At 61.0% G+C, this 24,969-nt stretch carries 23 protein-coding genes and 1 pseudogene; 11 read left to right on the forward strand and 13 right to left on the reverse strand.

Going from position 1 to position 24,969, the window contains the following annotated elements; genetic code table 11:
• Positions 1–49: 49 nt before the first annotated feature.
• The 5 genes from HAT86_RS02075 to rpiA form a co-directional block, all read right to left on the reverse strand.
• The gene (locus HAT86_RS02075; RefSeq protein WP_196780472.1) at positions 50–247 is read right to left on the reverse strand and encodes a DUF2065 domain-containing protein; all 198 of its coding nucleotides are present in this window, start codon (positions 245–247) and stop codon (positions 50–52) included.
• On the reverse strand, positions 244–1,290 hold the full coding sequence (gene hflC / locus HAT86_RS02080; RefSeq protein ID WP_167192925.1) for a protease modulator HflC: 1,047 nt from the start codon (positions 1,288–1,290) through the stop codon (positions 244–246). Before hflC ends, HAT86_RS02075 begins: the two co-directional genes overlap by 4 nt.
• Positions 1,290–2,465 carry an FtsH protease activity modulator HflK gene (gene hflK / locus HAT86_RS02085; RefSeq protein WP_167192926.1) on the reverse strand — a complete coding sequence of 392 codons (1,176 nt, stop codon included), beginning with the start codon at positions 2,463–2,465 and terminating at the stop codon, positions 1,290–1,292. The genes hflC and hflK overlap by 1 nt, the downstream gene beginning before the upstream one ends.
• Before the next feature lie 81 nt (positions 2,466–2,546).
• Positions 2,547–3,905 carry a glutathione-disulfide reductase gene (gene gor / locus HAT86_RS02090; RefSeq protein ID WP_167192927.1) on the reverse strand — a complete coding sequence of 453 codons (1,359 nt, stop codon included), beginning with the start codon at positions 3,903–3,905 and terminating at the stop codon, positions 2,547–2,549.
• A gap of 27 nt (positions 3,906–3,932) precedes the next feature.
• Positions 3,933–4,721: a ribose-5-phosphate isomerase RpiA gene (rpiA, locus tag HAT86_RS02095; protein ID WP_167192928.1), complete on the reverse strand. Its 789-nt coding sequence runs from the start codon at positions 4,719–4,721 to the stop codon at positions 3,933–3,935.
• Between the two features lie 135 nt (positions 4,722–4,856).
• Here rpiA and HAT86_RS02100 point away from each other — a divergent pair, with 135 nt between their 5' ends.
• From HAT86_RS02100 to HAT86_RS02110, 3 genes are all read left to right on the forward strand, one after another.
• A complete protein-coding gene (locus tag HAT86_RS02100; RefSeq protein ID WP_167192929.1) occupies positions 4,857–5,561 on the forward strand; it encodes a glutathione S-transferase family protein in 705 nt (234 codons plus the stop codon).
• 162 nt (positions 5,562–5,723) lie between these two features.
• Positions 5,724–7,097: an L-serine ammonia-lyase gene (locus HAT86_RS02105; protein WP_167192930.1), complete on the forward strand. Its 1,374-nt coding sequence runs from the start codon at positions 5,724–5,726 to the stop codon at positions 7,095–7,097.
• Between the two features lie 84 nt (positions 7,098–7,181).
• Entirely contained in the window at positions 7,182–8,102 is a 921-nt protein-coding gene (locus HAT86_RS02110) for a DMT family transporter (protein WP_167192931.1), read from the forward strand.
• Position 8,103: 1 nt separating this feature from the next.
• On the opposite strand, the gene HAT86_RS02115 is transcribed toward HAT86_RS02110, so the two are convergent.
• Positions 8,104–8,778 (reverse strand): thiamine diphosphokinase, encoded by a 675-nt coding sequence (locus HAT86_RS02115; protein WP_167192932.1) that lies wholly within the window; start codon positions 8,776–8,778, stop codon positions 8,104–8,106.
• A 148-nt stretch (positions 8,779–8,926) separates the two neighbouring features.
• On the opposite strand from HAT86_RS02115, the gene HAT86_RS02120 reads away from it, so the two are divergent.
• The gene (locus HAT86_RS02120; RefSeq protein ID WP_408014982.1) at positions 8,927–11,407 is read left to right on the forward strand and encodes a hypothetical protein; all 2,481 of its coding nucleotides are present in this window, start codon (positions 8,927–8,929) and stop codon (positions 11,405–11,407) included.
• 72 nt (positions 11,408–11,479) lie between these two features.
• Here HAT86_RS02120 and HAT86_RS02125 read toward each other — a convergent pair whose 3' ends face one another.
• Together HAT86_RS02125 and deoC are read right to left on the reverse strand one after the other, a co-directional pair.
• Positions 11,480–13,648, reverse strand: a complete 2,169-nt coding sequence (locus HAT86_RS02125) for an aldehyde dehydrogenase family protein (protein ID WP_167192934.1) — start codon at positions 13,646–13,648, stop codon at positions 11,480–11,482.
• 51 nt (positions 13,649–13,699) lie between these two features.
• Positions 13,700–14,689: a deoxyribose-phosphate aldolase gene (deoC, locus tag HAT86_RS02130; protein WP_167192935.1), complete on the reverse strand. Its 990-nt coding sequence runs from the start codon at positions 14,687–14,689 to the stop codon at positions 13,700–13,702.
• Positions 14,690–14,835: 146 nt separating this feature from the next.
• On the opposite strand from deoC, the gene HAT86_RS02135 reads away from it, so the two are divergent.
• The 4 genes and pseudogenes from HAT86_RS02135 (at position 14,836) to HAT86_RS02150 (ending at position 18,498) form a co-directional block, all read left to right on the forward strand.
• Positions 14,836–15,819, forward strand: a complete 984-nt coding sequence (locus tag HAT86_RS02135) for a metal ABC transporter solute-binding protein, Zn/Mn family (protein ID WP_408014983.1) — start codon at positions 14,836–14,838, stop codon at positions 15,817–15,819.
• Positions 15,820–15,823: 4 nt separating this feature from the next.
• A complete protein-coding gene (locus HAT86_RS02140) occupies positions 15,824–16,609 on the forward strand; it encodes a metal ABC transporter ATP-binding protein (RefSeq protein ID WP_167193010.1) in 786 nt (261 codons plus the stop codon).
• A gap of 81 nt (positions 16,610–16,690) precedes the next feature.
• Positions 16,691–17,569 (forward strand): annotated as a pseudogene (locus HAT86_RS02145) (metal ABC transporter permease); the annotation flags it as partial.
• A 17-nt stretch (positions 17,570–17,586) separates the two neighbouring features.
• Positions 17,587–18,498 carry a metal ABC transporter permease gene (locus tag HAT86_RS02150; protein WP_167192937.1) on the forward strand — a complete coding sequence of 304 codons (912 nt, stop codon included), beginning with the start codon at positions 17,587–17,589 and terminating at the stop codon, positions 18,496–18,498.
• An 88-nt stretch (positions 18,499–18,586) separates the two neighbouring features.
• Here HAT86_RS02150 and HAT86_RS02155 read toward each other — a convergent pair whose 3' ends face one another.
• Together HAT86_RS02155 and HAT86_RS02160 are read right to left on the reverse strand one after the other, a co-directional pair.
• The gene (locus HAT86_RS02155) at positions 18,587–19,315 is read right to left on the reverse strand and encodes a 2-dehydro-3-deoxygalactonokinase (RefSeq protein WP_167192938.1); all 729 of its coding nucleotides are present in this window, start codon (positions 19,313–19,315) and stop codon (positions 18,587–18,589) included.
• Between the two features lie 3 nt (positions 19,316–19,318).
• Positions 19,319–19,735 (reverse strand): TIGR01244 family sulfur transferase, encoded by a 417-nt coding sequence (locus tag HAT86_RS02160; RefSeq protein ID WP_167192939.1) that lies wholly within the window; start codon positions 19,733–19,735, stop codon positions 19,319–19,321.
• 300 nt (positions 19,736–20,035) lie between these two features.
• On the opposite strand from HAT86_RS02160, the gene HAT86_RS02165 reads away from it, so the two are divergent.
• The 3 genes from HAT86_RS02165 (at position 20,036) to HAT86_RS02175 (ending at position 22,491) form a co-directional block, all read left to right on the forward strand.
• On the forward strand, positions 20,036–20,470 hold the full coding sequence (locus HAT86_RS02165) for a universal stress protein (protein WP_167192940.1): 435 nt from the start codon (positions 20,036–20,038) through the stop codon (positions 20,468–20,470).
• A gap of 27 nt (positions 20,471–20,497) precedes the next feature.
• A complete protein-coding gene (locus HAT86_RS02170; RefSeq protein ID WP_167192941.1) occupies positions 20,498–22,042 on the forward strand; it encodes an alanine/glycine:cation symporter family protein in 1,545 nt (514 codons plus the stop codon).
• 161 nt (positions 22,043–22,203) lie between these two features.
• Positions 22,204–22,491, forward strand: coding sequence for a sll1863 family stress response protein (locus HAT86_RS02175; protein WP_167192942.1), 288 nt, complete (start codon positions 22,204–22,206; stop codon positions 22,489–22,491).
• A 64-nt stretch (positions 22,492–22,555) separates the two neighbouring features.
• On the opposite strand, the gene HAT86_RS02180 is transcribed toward HAT86_RS02175, so the two are convergent.
• From HAT86_RS02180 to HAT86_RS02190, 3 genes are all read right to left on the reverse strand, one after another.
• Positions 22,556–23,905: an aminotransferase class III-fold pyridoxal phosphate-dependent enzyme gene (locus HAT86_RS02180; RefSeq protein ID WP_167192943.1), complete on the reverse strand. Its 1,350-nt coding sequence runs from the start codon at positions 23,903–23,905 to the stop codon at positions 22,556–22,558.
• A 209-nt stretch (positions 23,906–24,114) separates the two neighbouring features.
• Positions 24,115–24,405, reverse strand: a complete 291-nt coding sequence (locus HAT86_RS02185; protein WP_167192944.1) for an SCP2 sterol-binding domain-containing protein — start codon at positions 24,403–24,405, stop codon at positions 24,115–24,117.
• Between the two features lie 119 nt (positions 24,406–24,524).
• A complete protein-coding gene (locus HAT86_RS02190) occupies positions 24,525–24,968 on the reverse strand; it encodes a molybdenum cofactor biosynthesis protein MoaE (protein ID WP_167192945.1) in 444 nt (147 codons plus the stop codon).
• Position 24,969 lies beyond the last annotated feature (1 nt).

Here is a 24,969-nt window from a genome sequence, read left to right on the forward strand (position 1 = left end):
AGTTCGCAACACTGTGTCACGCTCATGTGAATGCGTAGTGAACAGAAAATCAAGCGCCAAGCTGTTTTGCGGCCCAGACCATCACCACACCCACCGCCAGCGACGCCAGCCCCAAAAGACGCCTTTGGTCAATTGGCAGCTGCGCCAGCGCGGCAAGGATCTGTTCCAAAAGCGAAGGGGCCAGTGCATAGACCAGCCCCTCCACAATCAGCACCAGCCCGAGGGCCAGAAGCAGTGTTTCGATCAATTGTTGGCCTCTGCTTCGGCCTCTTCGTCAGTGGCGTTTCGCTTTGCCTCGTCTTCCTCCAGCCGTTGGCGCTCGGCGTCAGGCAGATCGGGCGAGATTTCCATCCCGGGCGCCATGTCACGCAGGCTATCGATGTCAATATCCTCAAGCGTAACCTCGCTCAGGCCATCGGCGCGGATCGAGTTGAACATCTCGGACAGAAATTCGCTATCGGGTGAGAAGACCAATGTGGAATTTTCACCTTGAAGCGAGGTTTCGAACGCAGCCAGCGACCGGTAGAAGGCGAAGAAATCCGGGTTTTTCCCGAACGATTCCGCATAAATCCGGTTACGTTCGGCGTCTGCTTCACCGCGGGTGATCTCCGCCTCGCGCTCGGCTCTGGACACCGTTTCAACCACTGTTCGATCAGCTGCGGCGCGCACGCGCTGTGCGGCCTCGTTACCGCGGGCAATCTCGTCGGCCGCTTCACGTTCACGCTCGGCGCGCATCCGTGCAAAGGTGGCTTCAAGGTTTTGCTGCGGCAGGTTGGTTTGTTTCAGGCGAACGTCGACGATTTCCAACCCAAGGCCTTCGGCACTGGTGCGGGCCTGTGCGCGGATACGGCGGGCCAGATCGCCACGTTGCGGCGACAGGATCGTATCCGAGGTGACCTGATCGGCACCCAGAACCTCGCGGATTTGCGCGTTCAGGATCGACGACAGGCGGTCTTCGGCGGCGCGAATGCCACCCACGCCAACGGCCTGCCGAAATTGCACCACATCTGCGATGCGGAAGCGGGCAAAGGCATCAACCACCAAGCGGCGATCATCCGAAGGCGTCACCTCGATCGTGTCAGTGTCGAACGACAGGATTCGGTCGTCATATTTCACGACCTCCTGAATGAGCGGGATCTTGAACCCGATCCCCGGTTCCTCGACCACCTGACGGATTTGGCCGAATTGCAGGACAAGCGCCTTTTCACGCTCGTCCACGATAAAGATCGACGACAGCACACCGATTACGGCGACGACGACGACCGGCAGGATAAGTGCGGATTTACGCATCAGTTCGAGCCTCCGGTGTTGGTGTTGGAGGATGCGCCACTACCGCGGCGCAGTTCATTCAGGGGCAGGTAAGGCACAATGCCCTGACCGCCATTCGCGCTACCGCTGCTTTCATCGATCAACACCTTGTCCAACTGGCCAAGCGTGCGTTCGATCGTTTCCAGATAAAGACGACGCTGTGTAACTTCGGGCGCGCGGTTGAATTCCTGTGCCACGGCGATGAAGCGGCTGGCCTCACCGATGGATTCGTTGACCACGCGGGCGCGGTACCCTTCCGAGGCTTCGATCACCCGTGCGGCTTCACCCCGGGCTTCGGCCAGAACGCGGTTTGCGTAGGCATCGGCCTGACGTTGCAGTCGGTCACGTTCCTGTTCGGCGGCTTGCACCTCGCGGAACGAGTCGATCACCTCGCGCGGGGGGTCAGCAGTATCAAGGTTCACCCGCACGATCGTAATGCCGCTTTCGTAGTCATCTAACGTGCCCTGAATATTTTGACGCGCGGTGTCAGCGATAAGGCCACGATCACGGTTGAGGATCGGCGCAAGGTTCGATGCGGCGATGATCTCGCGCATCGCGGCTTCGGACACGGCGCGCACGGTCAGCTGCGGGTCGCGAATGTTAAAAAGCAGTTTGGCAGGATCGTTGATGTTCCACACCACCTGAAAGTCGATGTCGACGATATTGGCGTCGGTGGTGAGCATAAGCCCATCATTGCCACTGCCGCGCCCTTGGCCGATATCTTCTGTCCGTTCCGAGGTGACGTTGATCACCTCGTGCGTGACCAAGGGCCAAGGTGCAAAGTTCAGACCCGGCTGCCCGGTCGAGGAATACTCGCCCAAGAACAATTCAACCGATTGTTCTTCGGGTTTGACGGTGTAAAAGCTGGCTGCAGCCCACAACACCACTGCGATGATCACGCCGATCACGATGCCGCCGCGGCCGATGCTTGGCCCACCGCCGCCGCCGCTGCCTGCGCCATTATTGCCGCCGCCACCGCGGCCGCCCATCAGCACACGCAGTTGGTCTTGGCCTTTGCGCACCAGTTCGTCGATTTCGGGGATTTGCGACCCGCCTTCAGGGGGGCGCTGCCCGCCCCGATTGCCACGGCGATCATCATCCCCGTCGCCGCCTGAGTTTCCGCCGCCGCCCCAAGGGCCGCCAGACTGTCCAGCCATGAATATATTTCCCTTTACTGACCTTTTGCCCTGCGTATCACACAAGGCTGTGTTTCTAAACTGTGCAGCATGTCCGAAAAATCAAGCGTTGCGCACCGGATCGCGCATTGTGACCAATTCCTCGGACATGGTTGGATGGACTGCGACCGTGCGGTCGAAGTCCTCTTTTGTGGCACCCATTTTTACGGCAATGCCGGCAAGTTGGATCATTTCGCCCGCGCCCGGCGCGACGATATGACAGCCCAGCACCTTGCGGCTGGCCTTGGATACAATCAGTTTCATCAGCACCCTGTCGGCCCGGCCTGCAAAAGCCTGCTGCATTGGCTTGAACGACGTGGCATAGACCTCGATGGGTTCTTGGTCGCGCGCGTCCTGTTCCGATAGGCCTATGGTGCCGAATTCCGGCTGGGTGAAAATCGCGGTGGGGATCATCGCATGATCCACGGGCGTGGGGTTTCCATTGAACACCGTATCGACAAAGGCCATGCCTTCGCGGATTGCCACCGGCGTCAGGTTGACCCGGTCTGTTACGTCGCCAATGGCATAGATCGAGGGCACGCTTGTTTGGCTGTAGTCGTCGACCATCACCTCGCCCTTGCGACCAAGTTTGACCCCGACCTCTTCCAGACCCAGACCGGTGGTGTTGGGGGCTCGTCCGGTGGCAAACATGATCTGGTCGAACATGCGCTCATCACCGTTGGTGGCCTTGACCCAAAAACCGCCATCGCGCTTTTCCATGTCAACAATGTTGCAGCCCAGATGCAGATCGACGCCATTCTGGATCATCTCGTCAGCGATCAGGCCGCGCGCCTCTTCGTCGAAGCCGCGCAGGATCTGCGCGCCGCGGTAATACTGCGTCACCTGCACGCCAAGGCCGTTCAGGATGCAGGCGAATTCGCTGGCGATATAGCCGCCCCCGACAATCAGGATCGAGCGCGGCAAATCCTCAAGATGGAAAATTTCGTTGCTGGTCAGCGTGTCTTCAGTGCCCGGCAGATCGGGTGGTCTGACGGGCCAGCCGCCTGTGGCGATAAGGATGTGCTTGGCGGTGAACGTCTCGCCGGTGGACAGGGCCACGGTGTGTGAATCGGCCACGGTGGCGCGGGCGTCATAGGTTTGCACCCCGGCATTGCCCAGAATGTTACGATAAATGCCTTCCAGCCGGTCCAGTTCGCTGTGCAGCTTGTTTCGGAAGGTTGGCCAGTCGAAGCCACCGGCATGCACTGTCCAGCCATAGGCCTGCGCATCTTCCATTTGGCCGGGGTATTCGCTTGCAAAGACCATCAGCTTTTTCGGGACGCAGCCGCGCTGCACACAGGTGCCGCCGTAACGGTCTTCTTCGGCCAGTGCCACCTTGGCCCCGCCTTGGGCCGCGACACGCGCTGCGCGCACCCCACCCGAGCCGCCGCCAATTACGAAAAGGTCGTAGTCGAATGCCATGTGCGTCCCTTTTTCAGGTCAGTCGTGTCAGTCTTGCAGATCGGTGAACAGGTTGTCGGATTCAAGGAAATCCAGCTTGCCCTCTTCCACGGTGCCTTCGTTGATGTCGCGGGTTTCCACGCGCCCGTCGCCAAAGCCAAGGATCACCACATCGCAGATGTCGATGAACAGGCCGTTTTCTACCACACCCGGCATCTGGTTCAGCACCATGGCCAACTGATTGGCCGCGCCGATACGCCCAAGGTGCAGATCAAGGATATAATTCCCCTCGTCTGTGACAAAAGGCCGGTCTCCGTTCATCCGCAAAGATGCGTCGCGCCCCAGCACATCCATCGAGATCAGCATTTCCTCGATCAGTGATTTGGTGGTTTCCCAGCCGAACGGGATCACCTCGACGGGCAGGGGAAAGGCGCCCAGCGTTTCAACCTCTTTGCCGACATCGGCGATCACGATCATCTGGTCGCTGGCGGTTGCAACGATCTTTTCTTGCAACAATGCACCGCCGCCGCCTTTGATCAGGTTCAGGTTGGCGTCAAACTCGTCGGCGCCGTCAATCGTCAGGTCCAGCCACTTGGCCTCATCAAGGCTGATCACCTCGATCCCGACATCGCGGGCCAATTCGGCGGTGCGGGTCGAGGTGGGCACGCCCTTGATCTTCAGACCTTGATCGCGCACCAACTCGCCCAGGCAGCGCACCATCCATGCCGCGGTGGATCCTGTGCCAAGCCCAACCCGCATGCCATCTTCTACATAGTCAACAGACCGCTTTGCAGCGACGAATTTGGCCTTGTCGATGGGTGACAATTCCCCGGTCATGGCAGCGACTCCTCGTATGGTTCGGCCCCGGTTATAGGCAAGTTAAGCGCCGGGTGCGAGAGGCAAAGGACATGCCCGGCGCATGGGTGTCGTTTTCAGGCTGGCATGTAGCCCGCTGCGCGGTATCGTGGCGCCATGACACAGACCTACCGCCTGCATTACGCGCCCGATAACGCCTCGCTGATCATCCGCCTGGCATTGGAGGAGTTGGGCCAGCCTTATGCGACCGTTTTGGTAAACCGCGCCGCGCGTGAACACGAAGGCCCCGCCTATCGCGCGCTTAATCCCAACGGGTTGATCCCGGTGCTTGAAACCGCTGACGGCCCGATTTTTGAAACTGGCGCGATCCTTTTGTGGCTGACCGACCGCCACGGCGGGCTGGCCCCCGGCCCCAAGGATCCGTCGCGCGCCGGCGCGTTGAAATGGCTGTTTTTCGTGTCCAACACCCTGCACCCTGCGCTTGGGATGCGTTTTCATCCAGAGCGTTACATTGGGTCCGAAGTGGCGGCGCAAACCCGGATGCGTATTCACATGCGCGGCGAAATCACGCGCCATCTGGATACGCTTGAGCAGGCGGCAGGCGATGTGCCTGCGCTGTTCGACGGGGCCGCGCCGACGGTGATTGCCCTTTACCTTGGTCCGGTCTTGCGCTGGACTGCCCTTTACCCGCCGGGCGAAACCGATTGGTTCGACCTTGCCCAATGGCCGCGCCTGCGCGCCATGGCACGAGGATTAGAGCGCCGCGCCAGCACCCGCGCCGCTATTCAGGCCGAAGGGCTGGGGCCAACTCCCTTTACCGCGCCGCAAATGCCCAACCCACCCGAGGGCAGCGCGACCTGAGCCGGCAAACCCGTTGAATTCCCGCACCACCCCTCCGACATTGGCAGGGTTGGCGCAGATTTTGCCAACGGGGTCGCTTTTGCATGCGGCAGGCCCGTCACTATGCGGCATAACGCCCCAAGGTCCGCCTGTCGGAGCGTGACCAGCAACAGGAAGGTTCACATGTTTCTTTCGGTTTTCGAGATGTTCAAGGTCGGGATCGGCCCGTCATCCTCGCACACGATGGGGCCGATGGTGGCCGCTGCGCGGTTTCTGGACAAGATGCGCGCCGCGCCTTTCGAGGCGCATGGCGTGCGCGGATCCCTACACGGCTCGCTGGCGTTTACCGGGGTGGGCCATGCCACGGATCGTGCCACGATCTTGGGGCTGGCCGGGTTCAGGCCCGAAGATTACGATCACGACACGGCCGAAGAAACGCTGAGGCAAATTCGCGAAACGCACAGTGTTCGCCCGCCCGGTCTGCCAGAGTTGAAATTTCATCCCAAGGATGATCTAATTTTTGATTTTGGCCCAAACTTGCCGGGCCATGCCAACGGGATGATCCTGATGGCGACCGACGCCCAAGGCGACGTGATCTTGCAGGAAACCTATTATTCCATCGGTGGCGGTTTCGTGATGACCGAGGGCGAGCTTGCCAAAGGCCGCAACACCGACGAGGGCGATCCGGTGCCCTATCCGTTCAAATCCGCCGCTGAGATGTTGGAAATGTCCGAACGCGCGGGTAAGTCCATCGCGCAGATGAAAAAGGCCAACGAGATTTCCCGCGGCGGGCCAGAGAACCTGCGCTCGGGCGTGGCGCGGATTTGGCAGGTGATGGATGACTGCATCGAACGGGGCATGCACACCGAAGGCGAATTGCCCGGCGGCCTGATGGTGCGCCGCCGCGCCAAGGGCATCCGCGATGCCCTGCTGGCTGAACGCGGCACCAACCTGCAAGCGCCGCACAAGATCAACGATTGGATCAGCCTGTACGCCATGGCGGTGAACGAAGAAAACGCCGCTGGCGGGCAGGTGGTGACCGCCCCCACCAATGGCGCGGCGGGCGTGGTGCCTGCGGTGATCAAGTATTGGCTTGAGCATGTCCCTGGCGCATCCGAGGCGCAGATCGAAGAGTTTCTGCTGACCGCGTCTGCCATCGGCGGGCTGGTGAAATACAACGCCTCGATCTCGGGGGCCGAAGCGGGATGTCAGGCCGAAGTGGGCAGCGCTGCTGCGATGGGGGCGGCAGGGCTGGCCGCCGTCTTGGGCGGCACGCCCGCGCAAATCGAAAACGCCGCCGAAATCGCGCTTGAGCACCATCTGGGCATGACATGCGACCCCGTCAAAGGGTTGGTGCAGGTGCCTTGTATCGAACGCAACGGTCTGGGTGCGATCAAGGCGGTTAGTGCCGCGAGCCTTGCCATGCGGGGCGATGGCACGCATCTGGTGCCGCTGGATGCCTGTATCGAGACCATGCGCCAGACAGGCGCCGACATGAGCGAGAAATACAAAGAAACCTCGTTGGGTGGCTTGGCGGTGAACGTCCCCAACTGCTAAGCCGCGCCACACTGTCGCATTTGGGCTGGACGTGGGGCCGGCACACATCCTAAGCCTTGGGGCAACCCAACGGCGGAGTGCCCCATGACCCAACCGAATGATCGTGTCCTGCTGGGAATCTTATGCATGGTTGCCTTTGCAGCCATTGCGCCGATCATGGATGCCTTTGCCAAGGCCACGCCGGATTACATTCCGGTCATGGAAATTCTGGCCTTTCGTTTTGGCATTCAGGGGCTGTGCCTTTTGCCGCTGGCGTTGAGCCTGCGTATGGCGCATCGTCCCGGCCTGCGCGAACTGGGGCTGCATATGATGCGGGCCGTTCTGATCGTGGTGGCGACGGGCCTGTTTTTCACCGCCATCCGCTACATGCCCATCGCCAATGCCATCGCAATTTTCTTTGTCGAGCCGTTCATTCTGACCCTGCTGGGTGGTTTTCTGCTGGGAGAAGAGGTGGGCTGGCGTCGAATCGTGGCCTGTATGGTCGGGTTTGGCGGTGCAATTTTCGTAATCCAACCCAGCTTTCAGGATCTGGGGCTGGTGGCGCTGTTTCCCTTGGGTACGGCGCTATGCTTTGCGCTTTACATGGTGATGACGCGCAACATGGCCCGCGCCACCCATCCGATCACCTTGCAAGCCTATACCGCGCTTGCGGCGATGCTGATCATCGGGCCGCTGTTGTTTGCCTTTGACGGCACCGGAAACGCGCTGCTGGATCCGGCAATGCCGCAGGGTTTCGCCGTCTGGATGCTGCTGGGCGTCGGGCTGCTTTCGACCGTGTCGCATCTGTTCATCAGTTTTTCGGTGCGGCTGGCCCCGGCGGCCACGGTGGCGCCGTTGCAATATCTGGAAATCGTGGCGGCCACCGCCGTGGGCTATTGGTGGTTTGGCGATTTCCCCAATGCTCTGACGTGGGTTGGAATCACGATCATCGTCGGCTCGGGGCTTTATGTTTTCACGCGCGAGCGTCTGCAAAGCATCCGTCGTCGTCCGCTGCCGCCGGTCTGAGTTAATTTTCGGGCCAGTCGGCCCGCGCGTGCAAAAGGGCCTCGGCAGCGATTTCAAGCATTATCTGGGGCAGGATCACCAGCATTTTGGGTGCTGTCACCGACAGGCTGACCGGGCCGGTGGCGTGGTTCGATGTCCCGACCCGGCCGTCGGGTGCGAAATTCAGCCCACCAATCGGATATTTCAGCCCGTCCGACACGCCTTCGACCGCGCCGAACGGAAACAGCGACACCTCGCATCCCTTGGGCAAGTCCAGTCGCAACTCGGGCGGGGCCAGAAACACCAGTTCTTCGGTGCCCAGAAGAATGCAGCGTCGATGCGGGTGGCGCACCAACGTGTTGTACGCCGCCAGTTGATGATCCAGACGCGCGCCGGAAAATCCCACGCCAATCACCAGCGGCGTGTGAATGTTGCGCAGGCATTTGTCGAAATCCGTACTGTCCTGATCGGGGATCGGATGCAGGGCGCTGCTTGGCAATTGTCCACGCGCCCAATCACTGAGGGAATCGAAATCACCAATCACCGCTTGCGGCACAGCATGGTTAATCAATGCCACGTCGGCCCCGCCATCGGCAGCCACAACCACCGGGGCCAGCGCACGTGCCCGGTTCAGCGTGGCCTTGGTAACCTCAGCGCCGCCAACAAGGGTAATGGGGCGTTTTTCGTCAACAATCATCTGTAAAAACCGGAATTAACGCATATTTCGGAAACAGAACACATTCTGACCACGAAATGATACTGTAAAATTCTAAGAATCGAGCCGCTTTCGACGCGTACGGGATGGTAAACACGAGTGTCGCAGGCAAAGTAAAGCGAGCATTCCTATGGTTAACACAAGTAAAATTCTTACAGTTTCTTATGGCACTTTTTCGTGCACGCTTGAGGGATTCGACGATTCCTTTGATACGATGAAAGCGATTGCCGAATATTTCCGGGATCTTGCAGCCGATGATCGATATTTCGGGGCTGAACCCCCGGCGCCAGACGCCGATATGCTGGCCCGCATCGCTGAACGTGAGATTGCGCGCCGCGTTGAGGCCCATGAAAACGAGGGTAAAATCGTGCTGCGTGCCGGGGACGCGCCCGCTTTGGCTGGCTTGGCCGCCGCGCAAGCCCCGCAACACCAGCCTGCCGAAGAAACGCCCGCGTCCAAGCCACACGACCAAGTGGAAGAGCCTGCAAGCGACGACACCGCTGCGTCGCAACCGCCTGAAGACATGCAGGACGCCACCGAAGAGGTGACGGAACCAGTCGAAGCAGACGATGCCGTTGTCGAAAACGAAACTGTCGAAAACGAAACGCCCATTGCGCATGCGCCGGACGAGACTGAAGCTGGGGATGCTGCTAGCGCCGAGTCGGATCACGCGGTGGACGACACCAGCCCAGCTGCCGATGAGGGTGCGGAAGACACTCAACACAGTGACGTGCAAGAGGCTGTCGAGACCGAGGCCGAAGATGAGCCGGAACCGGCGCCTCAATCCGACACCGCGGCCGAAGCGCCAGCCGAGCACGACCCCGAGTCAGAAACCGAAGCCCAAGAGGTTGCAGCGGAGGATGAGCCGTCCGCAGCCTCGGCCGAGCCGCCAGAGGCAGAGCCGATCGCCGCTGCGGTTGAAGATCAGCCCGATGCCGAATCCGATAGTGTTGTGGTTGCAGACCAGCCAGAGGCCGAGTCCGATAGTGTTGCCGCCAAACTGCGCCGGATTCGGTCGGTCGTCTCCCATGCCGAGCAGGATTATGGCGACAGTGACTATACCGAAGACGAACACGCCGAGGACGAACACGCACAGGATTTCGTCGATGCCACCGCCGCCGAACTGGATGATGCGCTTGGACAGGACGAAGCCGCCGATATCGCCGAAGAAGCGCAGGCTGAGCCCGAGCAAATGCCGGACGACAGTGACGATCTGGATGCCCTGTTGGCGCGCTTTGACGACGACACGAACGAGGATGCGATGGCCAGCACGCCCGACTCGTCGGAGCCTGAACCGCAGAGCGACAGTGTTGACTTGGCCGAGGATACGCTGGCCCAGTTGCTGGCCGATGCCATGCCCGCACAGGATGACCCGCAGGATCGACCAGAGGAGGCCGAAGACGATGAGGGCGCGCCGCTGCGTCTTGGCCCCGACAGCGCCGTTGATACCGTAGACACCGCGGACAAAGACGGTTCCGCCGACAACGACCCAACCGAAGCGGTTGACGTTGCCGAAGACACGGATGATCAGCCCGAGGGCCAGCCGGTGCTGCGCGCCCGCGTCGTCAAGATGAAGCGCAGCGAATTCGAGGCTGCGTTGGCCGAGGGTTATATCGAAGAGGATGAAGACGAGACCGAGACTTGGAATGTCTTTAACGAGGCGACTCGCGATGACGGTGACAATTCCGATAGTGACGAGTCAGGCCTCTCATCCGAGGAAGAGGCCGAGTTGCAGCGTGAGTTGGCCGAGGTTGAGGCCGAACTGCGCATGGACGCCACGCCGGAACAGGACGCCACGCTGCAAGATATCGCAGATGCGCAGGGCACGCAGCCCGACAAGATCGACCCCGCCGACCAAGCACAGCCACAGGCCGACTCCCAGCCTGCCGGCGAACAGGATGACAGCGCTCCGCGTGGTCGGGACAAGTTGGACCATGAGCAAGCGCCACCGGCGGACGTCAACCGCATCTTTGAAAAGGCCGACACGCATCTTGAGGAGCCTGAATCGAACCAGCGCCGCAGTGTGATCCGCCACCTGCGCGCCGCCGTGGCCGCCACGCGCGCCGAAAAGAACGCAGGCTCTGACCTCGACAAAAATGTTGATGACACGCCCTATCGGTCCGATCTGCAAGAGGTCGTGCGTCCGCGCCGTCCACAAGCCGGCGGTGCCGCGCGCTCGGCCCGGCCCGAAGATCAGCGCGCCGCGCCGCTGAAATTGGTTGCCGAACAGCGTGTCGATGCAGAAGCGCCGCGCGAACCGGTGCGTCCGCGCCGTATTGCGTCCGCGACGATGATCCCGGCTCAGACTGCTGACCTTGCGACTGATAGCGGCTTTGCCGATTTCGCCGAGCAGATGGGCGCAACACGCCTGCCCGATCTGCTTGAGGCGGCGGCGGCCTATCTGTCCGATGTTGAAGGCCGCCCGCAGTTTTCGCGCCCGATGCTGATGGGCAAGCTGAAAGAGGTCAGCCAAGACAGTTTTTCGCGCGAGGATGGGTTGCGCAGCTTTGGCCAGCTTTTGCGTGATGGTAAGCTGCAAAAGCTCAAGGGTGGGCGGTTTGCCGTGACCGATGAAACCGATTTTCGCGATGAGGCGCGGAACGCAGGCTGATGCCCCGCAAAACTTGCAATGTCCGGTAGGCCTAGCCGTGCCGGGCATTCTTGTTTGGTGCACGTCGTTGTGTCAGGGCAGGTCTGGCAGGTGCACGGATTTGATCCGGCTGGCCGCAGTCAGCATGTCTTGAATGCAATGTTCCGCGTCGCATGGGCCATAGGCGGTGAAAACCCGTTTGAAATTGCCAGCGCTTGCATGTTCGATCCGTCCGGTCAAATCCGGGCTGGACAGGTTCCAAATCGCGTCAATGCCCATGTGCCCGGCGATGGGTGTGGCCAGATCGTCAAGATCAGCATGCATCAGAGCTACAGCCCCGGCTGGCAGCCCGGCCTCGCCCAGCACCCGCGCAACCGGCTTGCACAGGTCTGGGCCGCGTTTCGATAGGGCCACCACAGTGCAGTTCCCCGATGCCAGAACCGCGCCGAGGGCAGTCATCAGTGACAACAGCGGTTTTGCGTCTTTGCTGTAAAGCATACCGATAACGCCAAGCGGGTCGTGCAGTGTCAAGGTCCGGCTCGGCGCAGGGGGCGCGTGACGTGTCTCGGCAAGGGCGGCGAATGTGAAGATTTGATCGGCGCTGGCCTGCACTTCTTGGGCGCTGACATGTTGCGTCAGATCTGTTTGGTGTTGCAAAAGGGCCTCGGCAACTTGGTTCAGGGCTTGGGCCCGCGCGGTGCCGTCAAGTCTGCGCCAGCCCACCGCCCCATGCGCCGCTTTGATCGCTGCATCAAGTGATGTGGGCAGGGCAATGCGCGCCGGAGTATCCTGCGCGTCACGACCGGGGTGGTGATCACGTGGCCCGGTGCGCCGTGTATAGGCCATCAGGCCCGCGCACCCGCCGATCACGCCGGTGCCGCTGTCGCGCAAGCTATCCACCGGCAACTTAGGGTCCATCACGGTGGTCCCGTTCAGGGTCACAAGGCTGGCCATCAATTGCGGCGCGACGGTCAGGGCGCGGCTGATATCCTCGGTCCAGATCATGGCGGTGCGGCCACACCCTGTGGCATTGGCCATTTGCACGGCTTCGGCCTGTGTGCGGAACGTGTCGGAGACCACCACTGGTCCGGGAAAGGCCGCTTGCATCGCCGGATCGGCGGGGGACAGCCCGGAAATCAGGGTTGGCGGATAAAAGGCACCGGTGTCCGGAAGGTCCATATCCGGCGCAAACACCTGACCGCCCGCGCGTTGCACCAATGCCGCCAAATGGTCGCGCCACGCCGGATCGGTCAGGGCGCCGATATCGGTGTTGGCATCCAACGGATTGCCCACCCGTAGCCGTGTTATCCGGATGCGCAGCGCCTCAAGTGTCTGACGGGCCGCGCTTTCCTGTATCAGCAGGCGCGCCCTGCCGATGCCGCCGTCGCGCGTCATACCATCAACGATACCTTCGATGGCCGAGTCGAGATCGGCATCGTCGAACACAAGGATCGGCGGCGTATCGTCCAATTCCAGCGTCACGGTTTTGCCGTGTCCTGCGGTCAGTTGCCGGATGGACCGCCCCGCATCGGTTGGCCCTTCAAAGGCGACCATGTCCACACCTTCATGCTGGGCCAGCATGTCGCCCACGCGCGCATCGCCGGTGATGATATTGATTACCCCGCTGGGCAGCCCCGCAGCGTGGCACAGATCGGCCAGCAGGAGCGCGCTTAACGTGGTCTTATCGCAGGGCTTGACGACCACGGTATTCCCGGCCGCCAGCGCCGGGGCCAGCCGAGCCGCCAGTGTGGCCAGTGGCGCAGTGTCGCCGATGATCAGGGCGCAGATGCCTTGTGCAGTCCGATCCGGAAACATGCGTGGCATCGCATGGGCCAGCCCTGCGTGATACTCGAACTGCCGCTGGACCAGTGGCAAGGTAACATCCCGCACCCTGCGCAGAGGTTGGCCGCTGTCCAGCACTTCCATCACGCTTAACAGTCGCGCGTTGTCTTGCACCGTTCGGGCCGTGGCCCGCAGATGGCGCGCACGGCCCATGCCGCCCAGATCAGCCCACGCATCCTGTGCTTTATGCGCTGCGGCCAAGGCCGCATCGACATCGCTTTGCCGGGCTTGTGTCAGTGTGGCCAGCACCTCGCCCGTGGCGGGGTTTCGGCTGTCTGGCCCGTCGCCCGGTGGGGTGAACGTGCCACCGATGAACTGTCCGAAACGGTCGCCCTGATCCACCAGCCACGCCAACGCATCTGCCGCGCTTTCGGGGGCGGGGCCATAGCGCAGCACCGGATCACTTTGGTGTTCGGTCATGTTTTTATCCCGATTTGACTCGTTGAAACCCTGCCGCCGCACTCCGGCGCGTCAGCCCATCGCATGGCGCCACCCGACCGACCCATGGCCGCTTACCATGCGGTCCAACTCTTGCTCGATATCGCTCAACAGCGACGACGCACCAAAGCGGAACAGCGCGGGCGAGAGCCATGGCATGCCCAATTCTTCATGCACCATGATCAGCCATGTCAGCGCATCTTTGGCGCGTGAAATGCCACCCGCCGGTTTCATGCCAACTTGAAAACCCGTGCGCGCATGATAGGCGCGGATCATCCGCAGCATGACCAACCCAACCGGCAGCGTCGCGTTCACAGGCTCTTTTCCGGTCGAGGTCTTGATGAAATCCGTGCCCGCCATCATCGCCACCAGCGAGGCCCGCGCCACATTGCGCAGATCGCCCAATTCGCCGGTGGCTAGAATTGCCTTCATATGCGCCGGGCCACAGGCGTCGCGGAACGTCCGCAGCTCATCGTAAAGCGCCTTCCAATTGCCTTCCAGCACGTGGCGGCGCGAAATTACGATGTCGATTTCCTGCGCGCCGGCGCTCACGCTTTCCTCGATCTCGGCCACGCGTAGGTGAAATGGTGACAGGCCCGCCGGAAACCCGGTCGAGACGGCGGCCACCGGAATGCCAGACCCCTCCAGTGCCGTGCGCGCCGGTTCGATCATCTCGTGATAGACGCAAATCGCTGCGACGGTCAGCGCCTCTTGCCCAAGGGCCTGCGCCAGATCGGGACGCAGCGGCTGGCGCGCCTTGGTGCATAAACGGCGCACCCGGTTAGCGGTGTCATCGCCCGACAGGGTGGTCAGGTCCATGCAGGCAATGGCACGGCACAGCCATTGCGCCCTATCCTCAGCGGGTAGGCGGCGTAGGCCTGGCAGGGCGTTGGCCCGCTCATGCACGGCGGCAGGGTTCACGCGCAGTGATTTCAGCCAGCCAAGATGAAGACCGATCCCGTCATTGCGCGGCATCATCGCTTGCGGCAGGTGGCTGACGTTATCCTGTCCAAGGCTTTGCATAGATATGTCCGGATGAAGGGTGGAAAGTCGCCCCCCAACGTCGCACGGCGCTTTATTCATGGCAAGCACAGCGCATATATAAATGCAAATGCGAATAGTTCGCAATTGCATTGACTCTCGCTATCCCCGGCCACATATTGCGCGTCATGATGACATCGGATGCCAAACCCCTCACCCGACGTGGCGTTCTGGCTATGGCCTCAAGCGCTGCGCTGGTGGCCGCCAGCCCGATCCGCGCGCAATCCGCACCGCTGGTTGTGGTCGCCACCACCGGAATGATTGCTGATGCTGCCCGTGTCGTTGGTGGCGCCGAGGTTCAGGTGCAGGCCCTGATGGGCCCCGGCATCGATCCGCATTCCTACCGCCAGACGCGCAGTGATATCGTCGCGCTGACCCGGGCCGATCTGGTCTTGTGGCACGGCTTGTATCTTGAGGCCCAGATGCAGGACGTGTTGCTGAAATTGTCCAATCGCGTCCAGGTCGTTGCCGTGGGCGAGGCGGTGCCGCGCGACAGCCTGATCGCCCATGAGGATTACAGCGGCAAATTTGATCCGCATGTCTGGATGGTGCCCGATCTGTGGGCGCATGTGGTGCGCGCGGTGCGTGATGCGCTGATCACCGCCGCCCCCGACCGCGCCGATCTGTTTGCGGCCAACGCTGATGCCTATCTTGCGAAGCTGGATCGCCTTGGCACCTATGTTGCCGGGGTTCTGGCGACTGTCCCCGAAGCATCGCGCGTGTTGCTGACAGCGCATGATGCCTTTGGGTATTTTGGCCGCGCTTACGGGTTCGAGGTTATGGGAATCCAAGGCATTTCAACCGAATCCGAGGCTGGGCTTAGCCGGATCCGCAGCTTGGTCGATCTTCTGGTTCGCCGCCGGATCCGCGCGGTGTTCGTCGAAACCTCGGTCTCGGATCGCAACATTCGCGCGCTGGTCGAAGGTGCCGCTGCACGTGGCCACAAGGTGCAGATCGGAGGCGAGCTTTATTCCGATGCGATGGGCCCGCCCGAAACCTACGAAGGCACGTATATGGGCATGATTGATCACAACGCCACCACCATCACCGCGGCCCTTGGCGGGCAAGTGCCGCCGCGCGGCATGGATGGCAAGCTGCGCGAAGGCTTCTAGGATGATGCTGGACGCCACCCAAGCTATTGATCCTGAACCGGTTGACCTTGCCGACAGCCCCTTGGCCCTGCGTGGTCTGACAGTCGCCTATGGCGATAGCCCCGCCATCGAAGCCGTGGACGCAACGTTTCAACCGGGGCAGATGACCGCCATCATCGGCCCCAACGGGGCGGGCAAGTCCACCTTGTTGAAATCCGCGCTTGGCATCGTGCGGCCCGTATCCGGCAGGGTCACTTGCTGGGGCAGGCCCTTGTCGCGCCAACGCTATCGCATCGCCTATGTGCCACAGCGCGCCAGCGTTGATTGGGATTTTCCCACGCGGGTGCTTGATGTGGTGCTGATGGGTCTCTACCGTCAACTTGGCCTGCTGGGCCGGGTCCGTGCCCGCCACCGCGATGCCGCCATGGCCTGCCTGTCGCGCGTCGGTATGGAGGGGTTCGCCACGCGCCAGATCGGCCAGCTCTCGGGTGGGCAGCAGCAGCGTGTGTTCCTCGCGCGTGCCTTGGCGCAGGGTGCGGATCTCTACCTGCTTGACGAACCCTTGGCCGGGGTCGACGCCGCCACCGAAAAGGCCATCATCGACGTGCTCAAATCGCTGAAATCCGAAGGGCGCAGCATCGTGGCCGTGCATCACGATCTTTCTACCGTGTCCACTTATTTTGAGCGTGTGCTGCTACTCAACCGTCACCAGATTGCCGAAGGCCCGGTCTTGACCACCTTTACCAATGCCAACCTGCACATCACGTATGGTGGGCGGCTGGCCGCAACGCTGCCGGGGGCAGGGTCGTGATCCCTCTGCCTTCTTCTGTTCAAAAATATCCCGGGGAGCGCGAGGGGCTGGCCCCTCGCACGTCAGCCCAATGTGCCGCCCATGCTGATTGACGCCCTGACCTTACAACTTGGTTACAACGCCACGCTTGTGGCGATTGGCGCAGGCCTTCTGGGGGCTGCCTCGGGTGCTGTTGGAACGTTCCTGTTTTTGGCCAAACGCGCGCTGGTCAGCGATGCGGTCAGCCACGCCACATTGCCCGGTATCGCGCTGGCCTTTTTGACCATGGTCGCGCTGGGAGGCGATGGTCGCGCGCTGCCGGGGCTGTTGTTGGGGGCCGCGCTCTCGGCTGGGGTGGGCCTTGTGTGCGTCAGTTGGCTGACCGCCCGAACCCGGTTGACCGAAGATGCGGCGATCGGGGCGGTCCTATCGGTGTTCTTCGGCGCGGGCGTGGTGCTTCTGACGGTGATCCAGACGCTGGGCGCGGGTCGTCAGGCGGGGCTTGAGACCTTCCTTCTGGGCGCGACCGCCGGAATGTTGCGTGCCGATGCGCTGATCATTGCGTTGGGTGGGGCGCTGGTGTTGGCGCTGGCGTTTTTGTTGCGCCGCCCGATGCTGATGGTGGCGTTCGATCCCGGCTATGCCACCACACAGGGGGTAAACGTCCGGCGGGTTGAGATGGCAATGATGGTCTTGGCGATGGCGATCACCGTGGTGGGGCTGAAAGTTGTCGGGCTGATCCTGATCGTGGCGCTGCTGATCATACCACCGGCCGCCGCAAGGTTCTGGACGGATCGGGCGGGCGGTGTCATCGCATTGGCCGGGGTGATCGGCGCGGTGTCGGGCTATGGCGGGGCGGCGATTTCGGCCACCGCGCCGGGCCTGCCCACCGGGCCGGTCATCGTGCTGGTGGCCGCTGGCGTATTTACCCTATCGCTTTTGGCGGCGCCCCGGCGTGGGGTGCTGGCCGTGGCCATGCGCCGCCACAATGTGCGCGCGTGATGGGCGCTGAATTCGTCGCCCTGTCTTTGCCGCCGATGCTGATCGGCACGCTGTCCGCGATGGCCTGCGCGCTGCCGGGCAATTTTTTGCTGTTGCGTCGTCAGGCTTTGATCAGTGACGCGATCAGCCATGTCGTGCTGCCGGGTATAGTCGTGGCTTTCCTGCTGACCGGCGTTGTGGCCACATGGCCGATGATGTTGGGGGCGGGGGGCGCGGCGCTGATCGCTGTTTTGCTGATCGAGGTCATCCGCCGCCTTGGCGGGATTGAGCCGGGGGCCGCCATGGGCGTGGTTTTTACCACGATGTTCGCTGGTGGTGTTTTGCTGCTTGAGCTCAGCGATACCTCAAGCGTGCATCTGGATGTGCAACACGCGCTTTATGGCAATCTGGAAAGTCTGATCTGGCTGGAGGCCGCTGGTTGGGGTTCGCTTACCGATCCAAAAGCCTTGCAGGGCGTGCCGTCGGAATTGCCGCGTATGGCCGTGGTTCTGGTTGGAATGGCCACGCTGACTGCACTGCTTTGGCGGCCGCTGAAACTGTCCACGTTTGACGAAGGTTTCGCGCAAACTCTTGGCTTGCCCGTGCGCGGGATCGGCCTTTTGCTTGTGGCGATGTCCGCCATCGCCGCTGTGGCCGCGTTTGATGCGGTGGGGTCGATCATCGTGATTGCGATGTTCATCTGCCCGCCTGCTGCGGCCCGGCTGATGACCAACCGGCTGGAGCGGCAGGTGTGGTGGAGCATGGGCTTTGCCGCCTTGTCTGCGCTGCTGGGCTACGTGCTGGCGGGCTATGGACCGATCTGGTTGGGCGGCACACATGCTGTCAGTGCGGCTGGTATGATCGCCACCTTCTCGGGTGTGCTGCTGGCGCTGGCGGCGGTCTTTGGACCGTGTCGCACAAAGGGTTGAAAAAAGGGGCGCCTTCGGCGCGCAGATTTGTTTATATGAGGGGCGCTGCCCCTCAAACTCCCCGGGATATTTTTGAACAGAAGAAGGGCTAGGAGGTCAGATTGAAGGCCGCTGCGAGCTTGGACAATCCGGCGGGCAGAAGATGTTCTGGCGCGTGGGTTTCCACCGGTACGCCCTGATCCGAAAGCGCAGACGCGATCCCCGAGGCGTCGCCTTCAGGCGCGACGAGGATGACCTGTTGGCCCAGCCAATAAGGCCGGGCTGCTGCCAATTCGGCCCCGATCAGGTGGCCGGTGATCGCCGGGCAGTTGCCCGTGACCTGCGCCGCGCGCAGATGCGCGGCCAGCCGTTCGGGGCGGCTGAGGCTATCGGCCACCGCGTTGGCATCCGGCGGCGTTATGCCCTCAAGGGCTGTGGTTAATTGCGGTGTCAGTGTGCTTTGGCAGCTGACAGCTTCGCCTGCGCTGACATGAATCCAGTGGCGCACATCGCCTTGCGTTACGCAGATCACGCCATCCCAGTTTGACCGATTTGCCAGTGCCCCGGCAATCCAGACGCGCACCCATGCGCCGATCACATCGGGCGGGTTGGTTTGGGTCAGGGCGGGGAGTCGTGTGCAGCTTTCGGGTAGGATGGTGCAGGGCAGCGTATCTGGCGCGCCGTCGCCGACATGTATCGTTCTGGCCGCATCAAAGGCCAGATGCGCCAGCGCGCCAGCCTCATCGGGGCCGTGGGCGCTGCGGATCAGAGTTGGGCCTTGCATGGCATAGGCCACCACCCCGGTGCCGTCACGGCCCATGAGGATCCATTTCGTCATGGCTTAGCCCCGATCCAACTGACGAACCAGTCCAGCCATGTCATAGCCTGCGTTTCGCGTGGCGGCGACAATATCCTCACCGCTTAATTCGCCATGATTGACGATGGACCAAAGCATCGTGCAGCGCGTGCCGGATCGGCAATAGGCCAGCATCGGCTTGGGCATCTGATCCAGCGCTGTGGCGAAGTCTTGTGCAGCTTGCGGTGTGACCATGCCTGACACGATCGGCACACAGCGCACCTCTAGCCCGGCATCCTGCGCGGCTTTGGCAATGGCGTCGAAGTCGGGTTGCCCGAACTCCTCGCCATCGGGGCGGTTGCACATGATCGAGCGAAACCCGGCGGCCTTGATGTCGGGAATGTCTTGGGCCTTGATCTGCGGGCTGACCGCGTAATCCGGTGTGATCTGGCGAATGTCCATAGCGCGCCTCCTTGGGTTGCCCGGCCATATGGGCCGAAATGCCATCCGATTTCAATGCTGGGGCGGATCTGTTGCGGCATTCACAAGGCTGTGCCTTATGATTAAGCGCTTGGAGTGGCGATAAGACTGCCATGCGCGGTATGTGCAGGTGTTTTTGTGCTTGATCGGCGAAAAATCCGACCATATTGGCCAGAGTCCACAATATTTTGGGAAAAACGCACACTCAACCTGTGCTAGTATGCGTCATTCCGTCGCGCATTTTCTGCGCCGCGGAGAACAACAGAACGAGGGGGTTCACAAATGTCTGGAAAATTCGTCGTCGGCTATGACGGCAGCGAGGCCGCGCAACGCGCGCTGGAATTCGCAATTGATCGCGCTGCGGCGCAAGGGGGCAGCGTGTTGATTGCGCATGTTCTGGAATGGTCGCCCTATTCCTTCCTGACGCCCAACGAACTGGAAGAGCGTCACAAACGCCGCCGCGAAGAGTTGGAGCGCGCTGAAACCGCGTTGATGGCCCCGGTTGTCAAGGCGGCGTCGGGCAAAGGCGCCGAGATCGAAAGCGTCATTCGTTACGGTCGCATCGCCGAAGTGCTGTGCGATATCGCCAAGGAAAACGAGGCTGGCCAGATCTTTATCGGGCGCAACGGCCATTCGGCCTGGGGCGCGCGGGTTTTTGGATCGGTCGCAAGCGCACTTGTGCAAACGGCCCCGGTGCCATGCACCATCGTGCCGTAAATGCCATAGAACAGCAGGGAACATTCCATGTATCGCACAATTTCACGCGCGGCCGGTGCCGCCGCCGGCCTTTGCCTGACAGGCGCAGCGCCGGCATTTGCCCAATCCGTTGACGAAACCGTCAACCAAATCTTTGCCAACTCAACCGGCTGGTTCGTCAGCTTTATCTTCAGCCCCTTTCCCGGCACGTCCTTTCCTTGGATCGTGGCGTGGCTGGTCATCGCCGCCACGGTCTTTACCATCTATTTCGTGTTCATTCAGTTCCGCGCGTTTGGGCATGCGATATCACTGGTCAAGGGCGACTATTCCGATCCCAATGACGCAGGCGAGGTCAGCCATTTTCAGGCACTTGCCACGGCGCTGTCAGGCACGGTGGGTCTTGGCAATATTGCCGGGGTCGCGGTGGCTGTCGGCATCGGCGGGCCAGGGGCCACGTTCTGGATGATCCTTGCGGGCCTGATGGGGATGGCCACCAAGTTCACCGAATGTACGCTGGGTGTGAAATACCGTAACGAATATGAAGACGGCACCGTTTCAGGTGGCCCGATGTATTACCTGACCAAGGGTTTTGCCGAACGCGGTTTGCCGGGCGGCAAGATTCTGGCGGTCATGTTCTCGATCTTCTGTATCCTTGGCGCGCTTGGCGGCGGTAACATGTTCCAGGCCAATCAGGCGCATCAGCAGATCAGCGGTATCGTCGGCGATTATCCCGGCTGGATCACCGGCGTGATCTTTGCGTTGGTGGTGTTCGCGGTCATCGTCGGCGGCCTGAAATCCATTGCGCGCGTCACCGAAAAGGTCGTGCCGTTCATGGGCGTGACCTATGTGTTGGCCGCTCTGGTCATCATCATCATGAACGCCGATATGATCCGCTGGGCGTTTGGACAGATTTTTCAGGGCGCGTTCACCGGTCTTGGCGTTGCCGGCGGCATGGTTGGCGCGCTGATCCAAGGCTTCAAGCGGGCCGCGTTTTCGAACGAGGCAGGCGTCGGGTCGGCGGCCATCGCCCACTCGGCGGTGCGCACCAAGGAACCGATCACCGAAGGTTTCGTTTCACTGCTTGAGCCGTTTATTGACACGGTGGTGATCTGCACCATGACCGCATTGGTCATCATCATTTCGGGGCAGCTTTTGACCGATCCTGAGACCGGCCTTTATCTGGTTGGCGAGTCGGGTATGATCCAGACTGCGGATGGCACCTCGGGGGTCAGCCTGACCTCGGCGGCGTTTGCAAGCGCGTTTGGCTGGTTCCCCTACGTGCTGGCACTGGCGGTTGTTCTGTTTGCCTTCTCGACGATGATCAGCTGGTCTTATTACGGGCTCAAGGCGTGGACCTACCTGTTTGGCGAGGGCAAGAACAAAGAGATCGTGTTCAAGGTGATTTTCTGCATCTTTGTGGTGATCGGGGCCTCGGCCAATCTTGGCCCGGTGATCGATTTTTCGGATGCGGCGATTTTTGCGATGGCGGTGGTCAACGTGTTGGGGCTCTATTTCCTGATGCCTATCGTTCGGCGCGAACTGCACAGCTATCTTGAGCGTCTGAAGGCGGGTGAAATCAAGAAGTTCCACTAACCTTCACAGACTATGAAAACAGGGGCCGGCGTTTGACGCGTCGGCCCTTTTTTATCGGCTCAGGCCGTCGCCCAATGCCCGGCTTTGACTGACATGTTGAACCAAAGACCAAGGCTTCTTACCTTTGCCTTACGGTATCAACAGACCTGAAGGAGCGACCAATGGACGATAAACAAGCCTATCAGAACAAGCTTAACGCCAAGCTGGACGAGTGGAAGGCCGAAATTGACAAGCTTCAAGCCAAGGCGCAAGGCGCACAGGCTGATGCGAAAATCGAATATCAGGAACAGATTGACGATCTGAAAAAGCGCCGGGATGCAATGCAGGACGAGCTAGAGAAGCTTCAGGATGCCCAAAGCGCTGCTTGGAACGACGTGAAGGCCGGTGCCGACAAGGCGTGGGAGTCCATGAGCGAAGCCATGCAGAACGCTTGGAAACGCTTTAGCTGATCCGAAGCCACAATGCGCGCCCTTATAACAGGGCGCGCATGTGGTGTCGGATGCGCCGCGCCGATCAGGCTGCGGCAAATCCTTTGTCTAGTGCGGTGATGATCTGGTTCACCTCGGCCTCGGTGATGGTCAAGGGTGGGGACATCAGGATGTTATGGCCCCCAAGACGCACCATTGCGCCGCTTTCGTAAGCTGTCTGGTGAATGCGCTTCATCGTGGCGGCATCCATCGGGGTCTTGGCATCGCGGTCGCTGACAATCTCGATCCCGGTCATCAGGCCATGACCGCCGCGCACATCACCGATGATGTCATGCTTGGCGGCCAGGTCGCACACCCCGTCATACAATTGCTGACCGCGTGCCGCCGCGTTGGTTTTCGTATCCAGCCGCAAGGTTTCTGACAGGCAGGCCACAACCGCCGCTGCCCCCACCGGATGCGCTGAATAGGTATAGCCGTGCCAAATTGCGCCTTCGGGCCCCGAGTTTTCGAACACATCAGCCACGGTTTCGCCAATCATGACCGCCCCCACCGGGAAATAACCGCTGGTGATGCCTTTGGCACAGGTCATCATGTCGGGCTTTACGCCCCAATGCCGCGCGCCCGACCAGTCGCCGGTGCGCCCAAAGCCGGTGATCACCTCGTCCGAGATCATCAAGATACCGTATTTGTCACAAACTTCGCGCATCAGTTTCATAAAGCTGGCGTCAGGCACGATCACCCCGCCCGCGCCTTGGATCGGCTCCATTATGAAGGCCGCGATGGTGCTGGGATCTTGAAATTCGATCTCGTCCACCGCGGCTGCGGCGATTTTGCGGGCCAGCATTTCGGGGTCGATGGTGTCGAACGGGTTGCGATAGGTGTAGGGGCTGGGCAGGTGATAACAGCCCGGCAAAAGCGGCTCGTAATTGATGCGGAACCGGTTGTTGCCGTTCACGCTAGCCCCGCCAAAATGCGTGCCGTGATAGCCCTTTTTCAGGCTCAGGAACTTGGTGCGTGTGGGTTCCCCACGCAGGCGGTGATACTGCCGCGCAAGCCGCAGCGCGGTGTCCACGCTATCTGATCCGCCACTGGTAAAGAAACTGCGCACCATGCCGTCTTCGGCGAAAAACTCCTGCACCGCGTAAGAGGCTTCGATTGCTGTCGGGTTGCTGGTGCCAGCAAAGGCCGAATAATACGGCAGTTCCCAAAGCTGATCGGAAATCGCCTGTTTCACCGCATCGTTGGAATAGCCAAGGTTCACACACCAAAGCCCGCCCACGGCATCCACCGCACGATGCCCATCTATGTCGATAATCTCGACGCCCTCGGCCCCCTTGATGATGCGGGGCGCATTTTCGCGCGCCTCACCGGGATGGCCCATCGGATGCCAAAGGTGCTTGGCGTTCATCTCGCGCAGGAAATTGTCGTCTTTCATCGTGCAGCTCCGTTTGATCCGTGAGTCGGGAATTTGATCAAACTGTTGCACCTGCGCGGCGCTCCTGTCCAGAGGCAGCAGCGCGCGAGGTCAGACACGCCTGTGCCGACCTGCTCGGAACGCCGGAAACTTTTCAAGTTTCCGGTTCGATTTCTTTTCAAGAAATCGGCTGTCGCGCGGATCAGGGCTTTGTCTTTTGCCCCAATCCCTCACCCCGTCAAAATGCTGCTCACTTTCAACGCGCGCTGCGTGTTGCCTTCAACTTTCAGCTTGCTAGACATGAATGCCATCACCGGGTTTTGCTCGCCCGACAGGATATTGCGGAACACCTCGTCACTGGCAATCAGGACCACGTCGGCGTCTTCGTTGCCCGCTCGCGCGCCGGTATCGTCCAGCATCACGCTACCGGCGTCGGTGATCACCAGTTTGGCAGTGCCCTTGATCGTGCCCCGCGCCTTTGGGGTCAGGGTTTCGATATAGCTTTGGATGATGTCGTTCATACTTGCCTCACGCTACGGACTTTCCAGCGGGAAGCTTGGCGAAATTCATGTCAGGGGCAATTGGAACCCTACGTCAGATGGGGGGGCGTTTCGCGAATGTCGCACAAAACGCCCGCATCTTACCAGCGGCTCAGCGCGTCTTCATCCTCGTCCTTGGCGGCCACCCAATCGGTCGCTGTGCCGCTGACTTCTTTTTTCCAGAACGGCGCGCGGGATTTCAGGAAGTCCATAAGAAATTCAGCGCCTTGGAACGCATCGGCCCGGTGTCGGGCAGCGGTGGCGACCATCATGATCACCTCATCGGCGTGTAGTTTTCCATAGCGATGGATGACCAGAATATCGCCAAGCGTCCAACGGCTTAGCGCTTCGTTCGCGATTGTCTCAATCGCTTTTTCGGTCATGCCGGGATAATGCTCGATCTCCATGGTGTCCAGATCACCCTCGGCAAGGTCGCGCACGATGCCGGTAAACGTGACCAACGCCCCCATGCCTGTTTGTTTGGCGGCAAAGGCGTTGGCCTCGGCCCCCAGATCAAAGGGCTGTTCCTGAACGCGGATATCCATA

Source organism: Roseovarius gahaiensis (assembly GCF_011601345.1).
GTDB lineage: Bacteria > Pseudomonadota > Alphaproteobacteria > Rhodobacterales > Rhodobacteraceae > Roseovarius > Roseovarius gahaiensis.

Excerpts from the sequence above, each read along its gene's own strand:
- HAT86_RS02165 (WP_167192940.1), top strand. The coding sequence starts at position 20,036 with ATGTCTGGAAAATTCGTCGTCGGCTATGACGGCAGCGAGGCCGCGCAA.
- HAT86_RS02180 (WP_167192943.1), bottom strand. The coding sequence starts at position 23,905 with ATGAAAGACGACAATTTCCTGCGCGAGATGAACGCCAAGCACCTTTGG.
- gor (WP_167192927.1), bottom strand. The coding sequence starts at position 3,905 with ATGGCATTCGACTACGACCTTTTCGTAATTGGCGGCGGCTCGGGTGGG.
- HAT86_RS02170 (WP_167192941.1), top strand. The coding sequence starts at position 20,498 with ATGTATCGCACAATTTCACGCGCGGCCGGTGCCGCCGCCGGCCTTTGC.
- HAT86_RS02100 (WP_167192929.1), top strand. The coding sequence starts at position 4,857 with ATGACACAGACCTACCGCCTGCATTACGCGCCCGATAACGCCTCGCTG.
- HAT86_RS02105 (WP_167192930.1), top strand. The coding sequence starts at position 5,724 with ATGTTTCTTTCGGTTTTCGAGATGTTCAAGGTCGGGATCGGCCCGTCA.
- HAT86_RS02135 (WP_408014983.1), top strand. The coding sequence starts at position 14,836 with ATGATGACATCGGATGCCAAACCCCTCACCCGACGTGGCGTTCTGGCT.
- hflC (WP_167192925.1), bottom strand. The coding sequence starts at position 1,290 with ATGCGTAAATCCGCACTTATCCTGCCGGTCGTCGTCGTCGCCGTAATC.
- HAT86_RS02140 (WP_167193010.1), top strand. The coding sequence starts at position 15,824 with ATGCTGGACGCCACCCAAGCTATTGATCCTGAACCGGTTGACCTTGCC.
- hflK (WP_167192926.1), bottom strand. The coding sequence starts at position 2,465 with ATGGCTGGACAGTCTGGCGGCCCTTGGGGCGGCGGCGGAAACTCAGGC.
- HAT86_RS02185 (WP_167192944.1), bottom strand. The coding sequence starts at position 24,405 with ATGAACGACATCATCCAAAGCTATATCGAAACCCTGACCCCAAAGGCG.
- rpiA (WP_167192928.1), bottom strand. The coding sequence starts at position 4,721 with ATGACCGGGGAATTGTCACCCATCGACAAGGCCAAATTCGTCGCTGCA.
- HAT86_RS02190 (WP_167192945.1), bottom strand. The coding sequence starts at position 24,968 with ATGGATATCCGCGTTCAGGAACAGCCCTTTGATCTGGGGGCCGAGGCC.
- HAT86_RS02110 (WP_167192931.1), top strand. The coding sequence starts at position 7,182 with ATGACCCAACCGAATGATCGTGTCCTGCTGGGAATCTTATGCATGGTT.
- HAT86_RS02160 (WP_167192939.1), bottom strand. The coding sequence starts at position 19,735 with ATGGACATTCGCCAGATCACACCGGATTACGCGGTCAGCCCGCAGATC.
- HAT86_RS02175 (WP_167192942.1), top strand. The coding sequence starts at position 22,204 with ATGGACGATAAACAAGCCTATCAGAACAAGCTTAACGCCAAGCTGGAC.
- HAT86_RS02115 (WP_167192932.1), bottom strand. The coding sequence starts at position 8,778 with ATGATTGTTGACGAAAAACGCCCCATTACCCTTGTTGGCGGCGCTGAG.
- HAT86_RS02120 (WP_408014982.1), top strand. The coding sequence starts at position 8,927 with ATGGTTAACACAAGTAAAATTCTTACAGTTTCTTATGGCACTTTTTCG.
- HAT86_RS02125 (WP_167192934.1), bottom strand. The coding sequence starts at position 13,648 with ATGACCGAACACCAAAGTGATCCGGTGCTGCGCTATGGCCCCGCCCCC.
- deoC (WP_167192935.1), bottom strand. The coding sequence starts at position 14,689 with ATGCAAAGCCTTGGACAGGATAACGTCAGCCACCTGCCGCAAGCGATG.
- HAT86_RS02155 (WP_167192938.1), bottom strand. The coding sequence starts at position 19,315 with ATGACGAAATGGATCCTCATGGGCCGTGACGGCACCGGGGTGGTGGCC.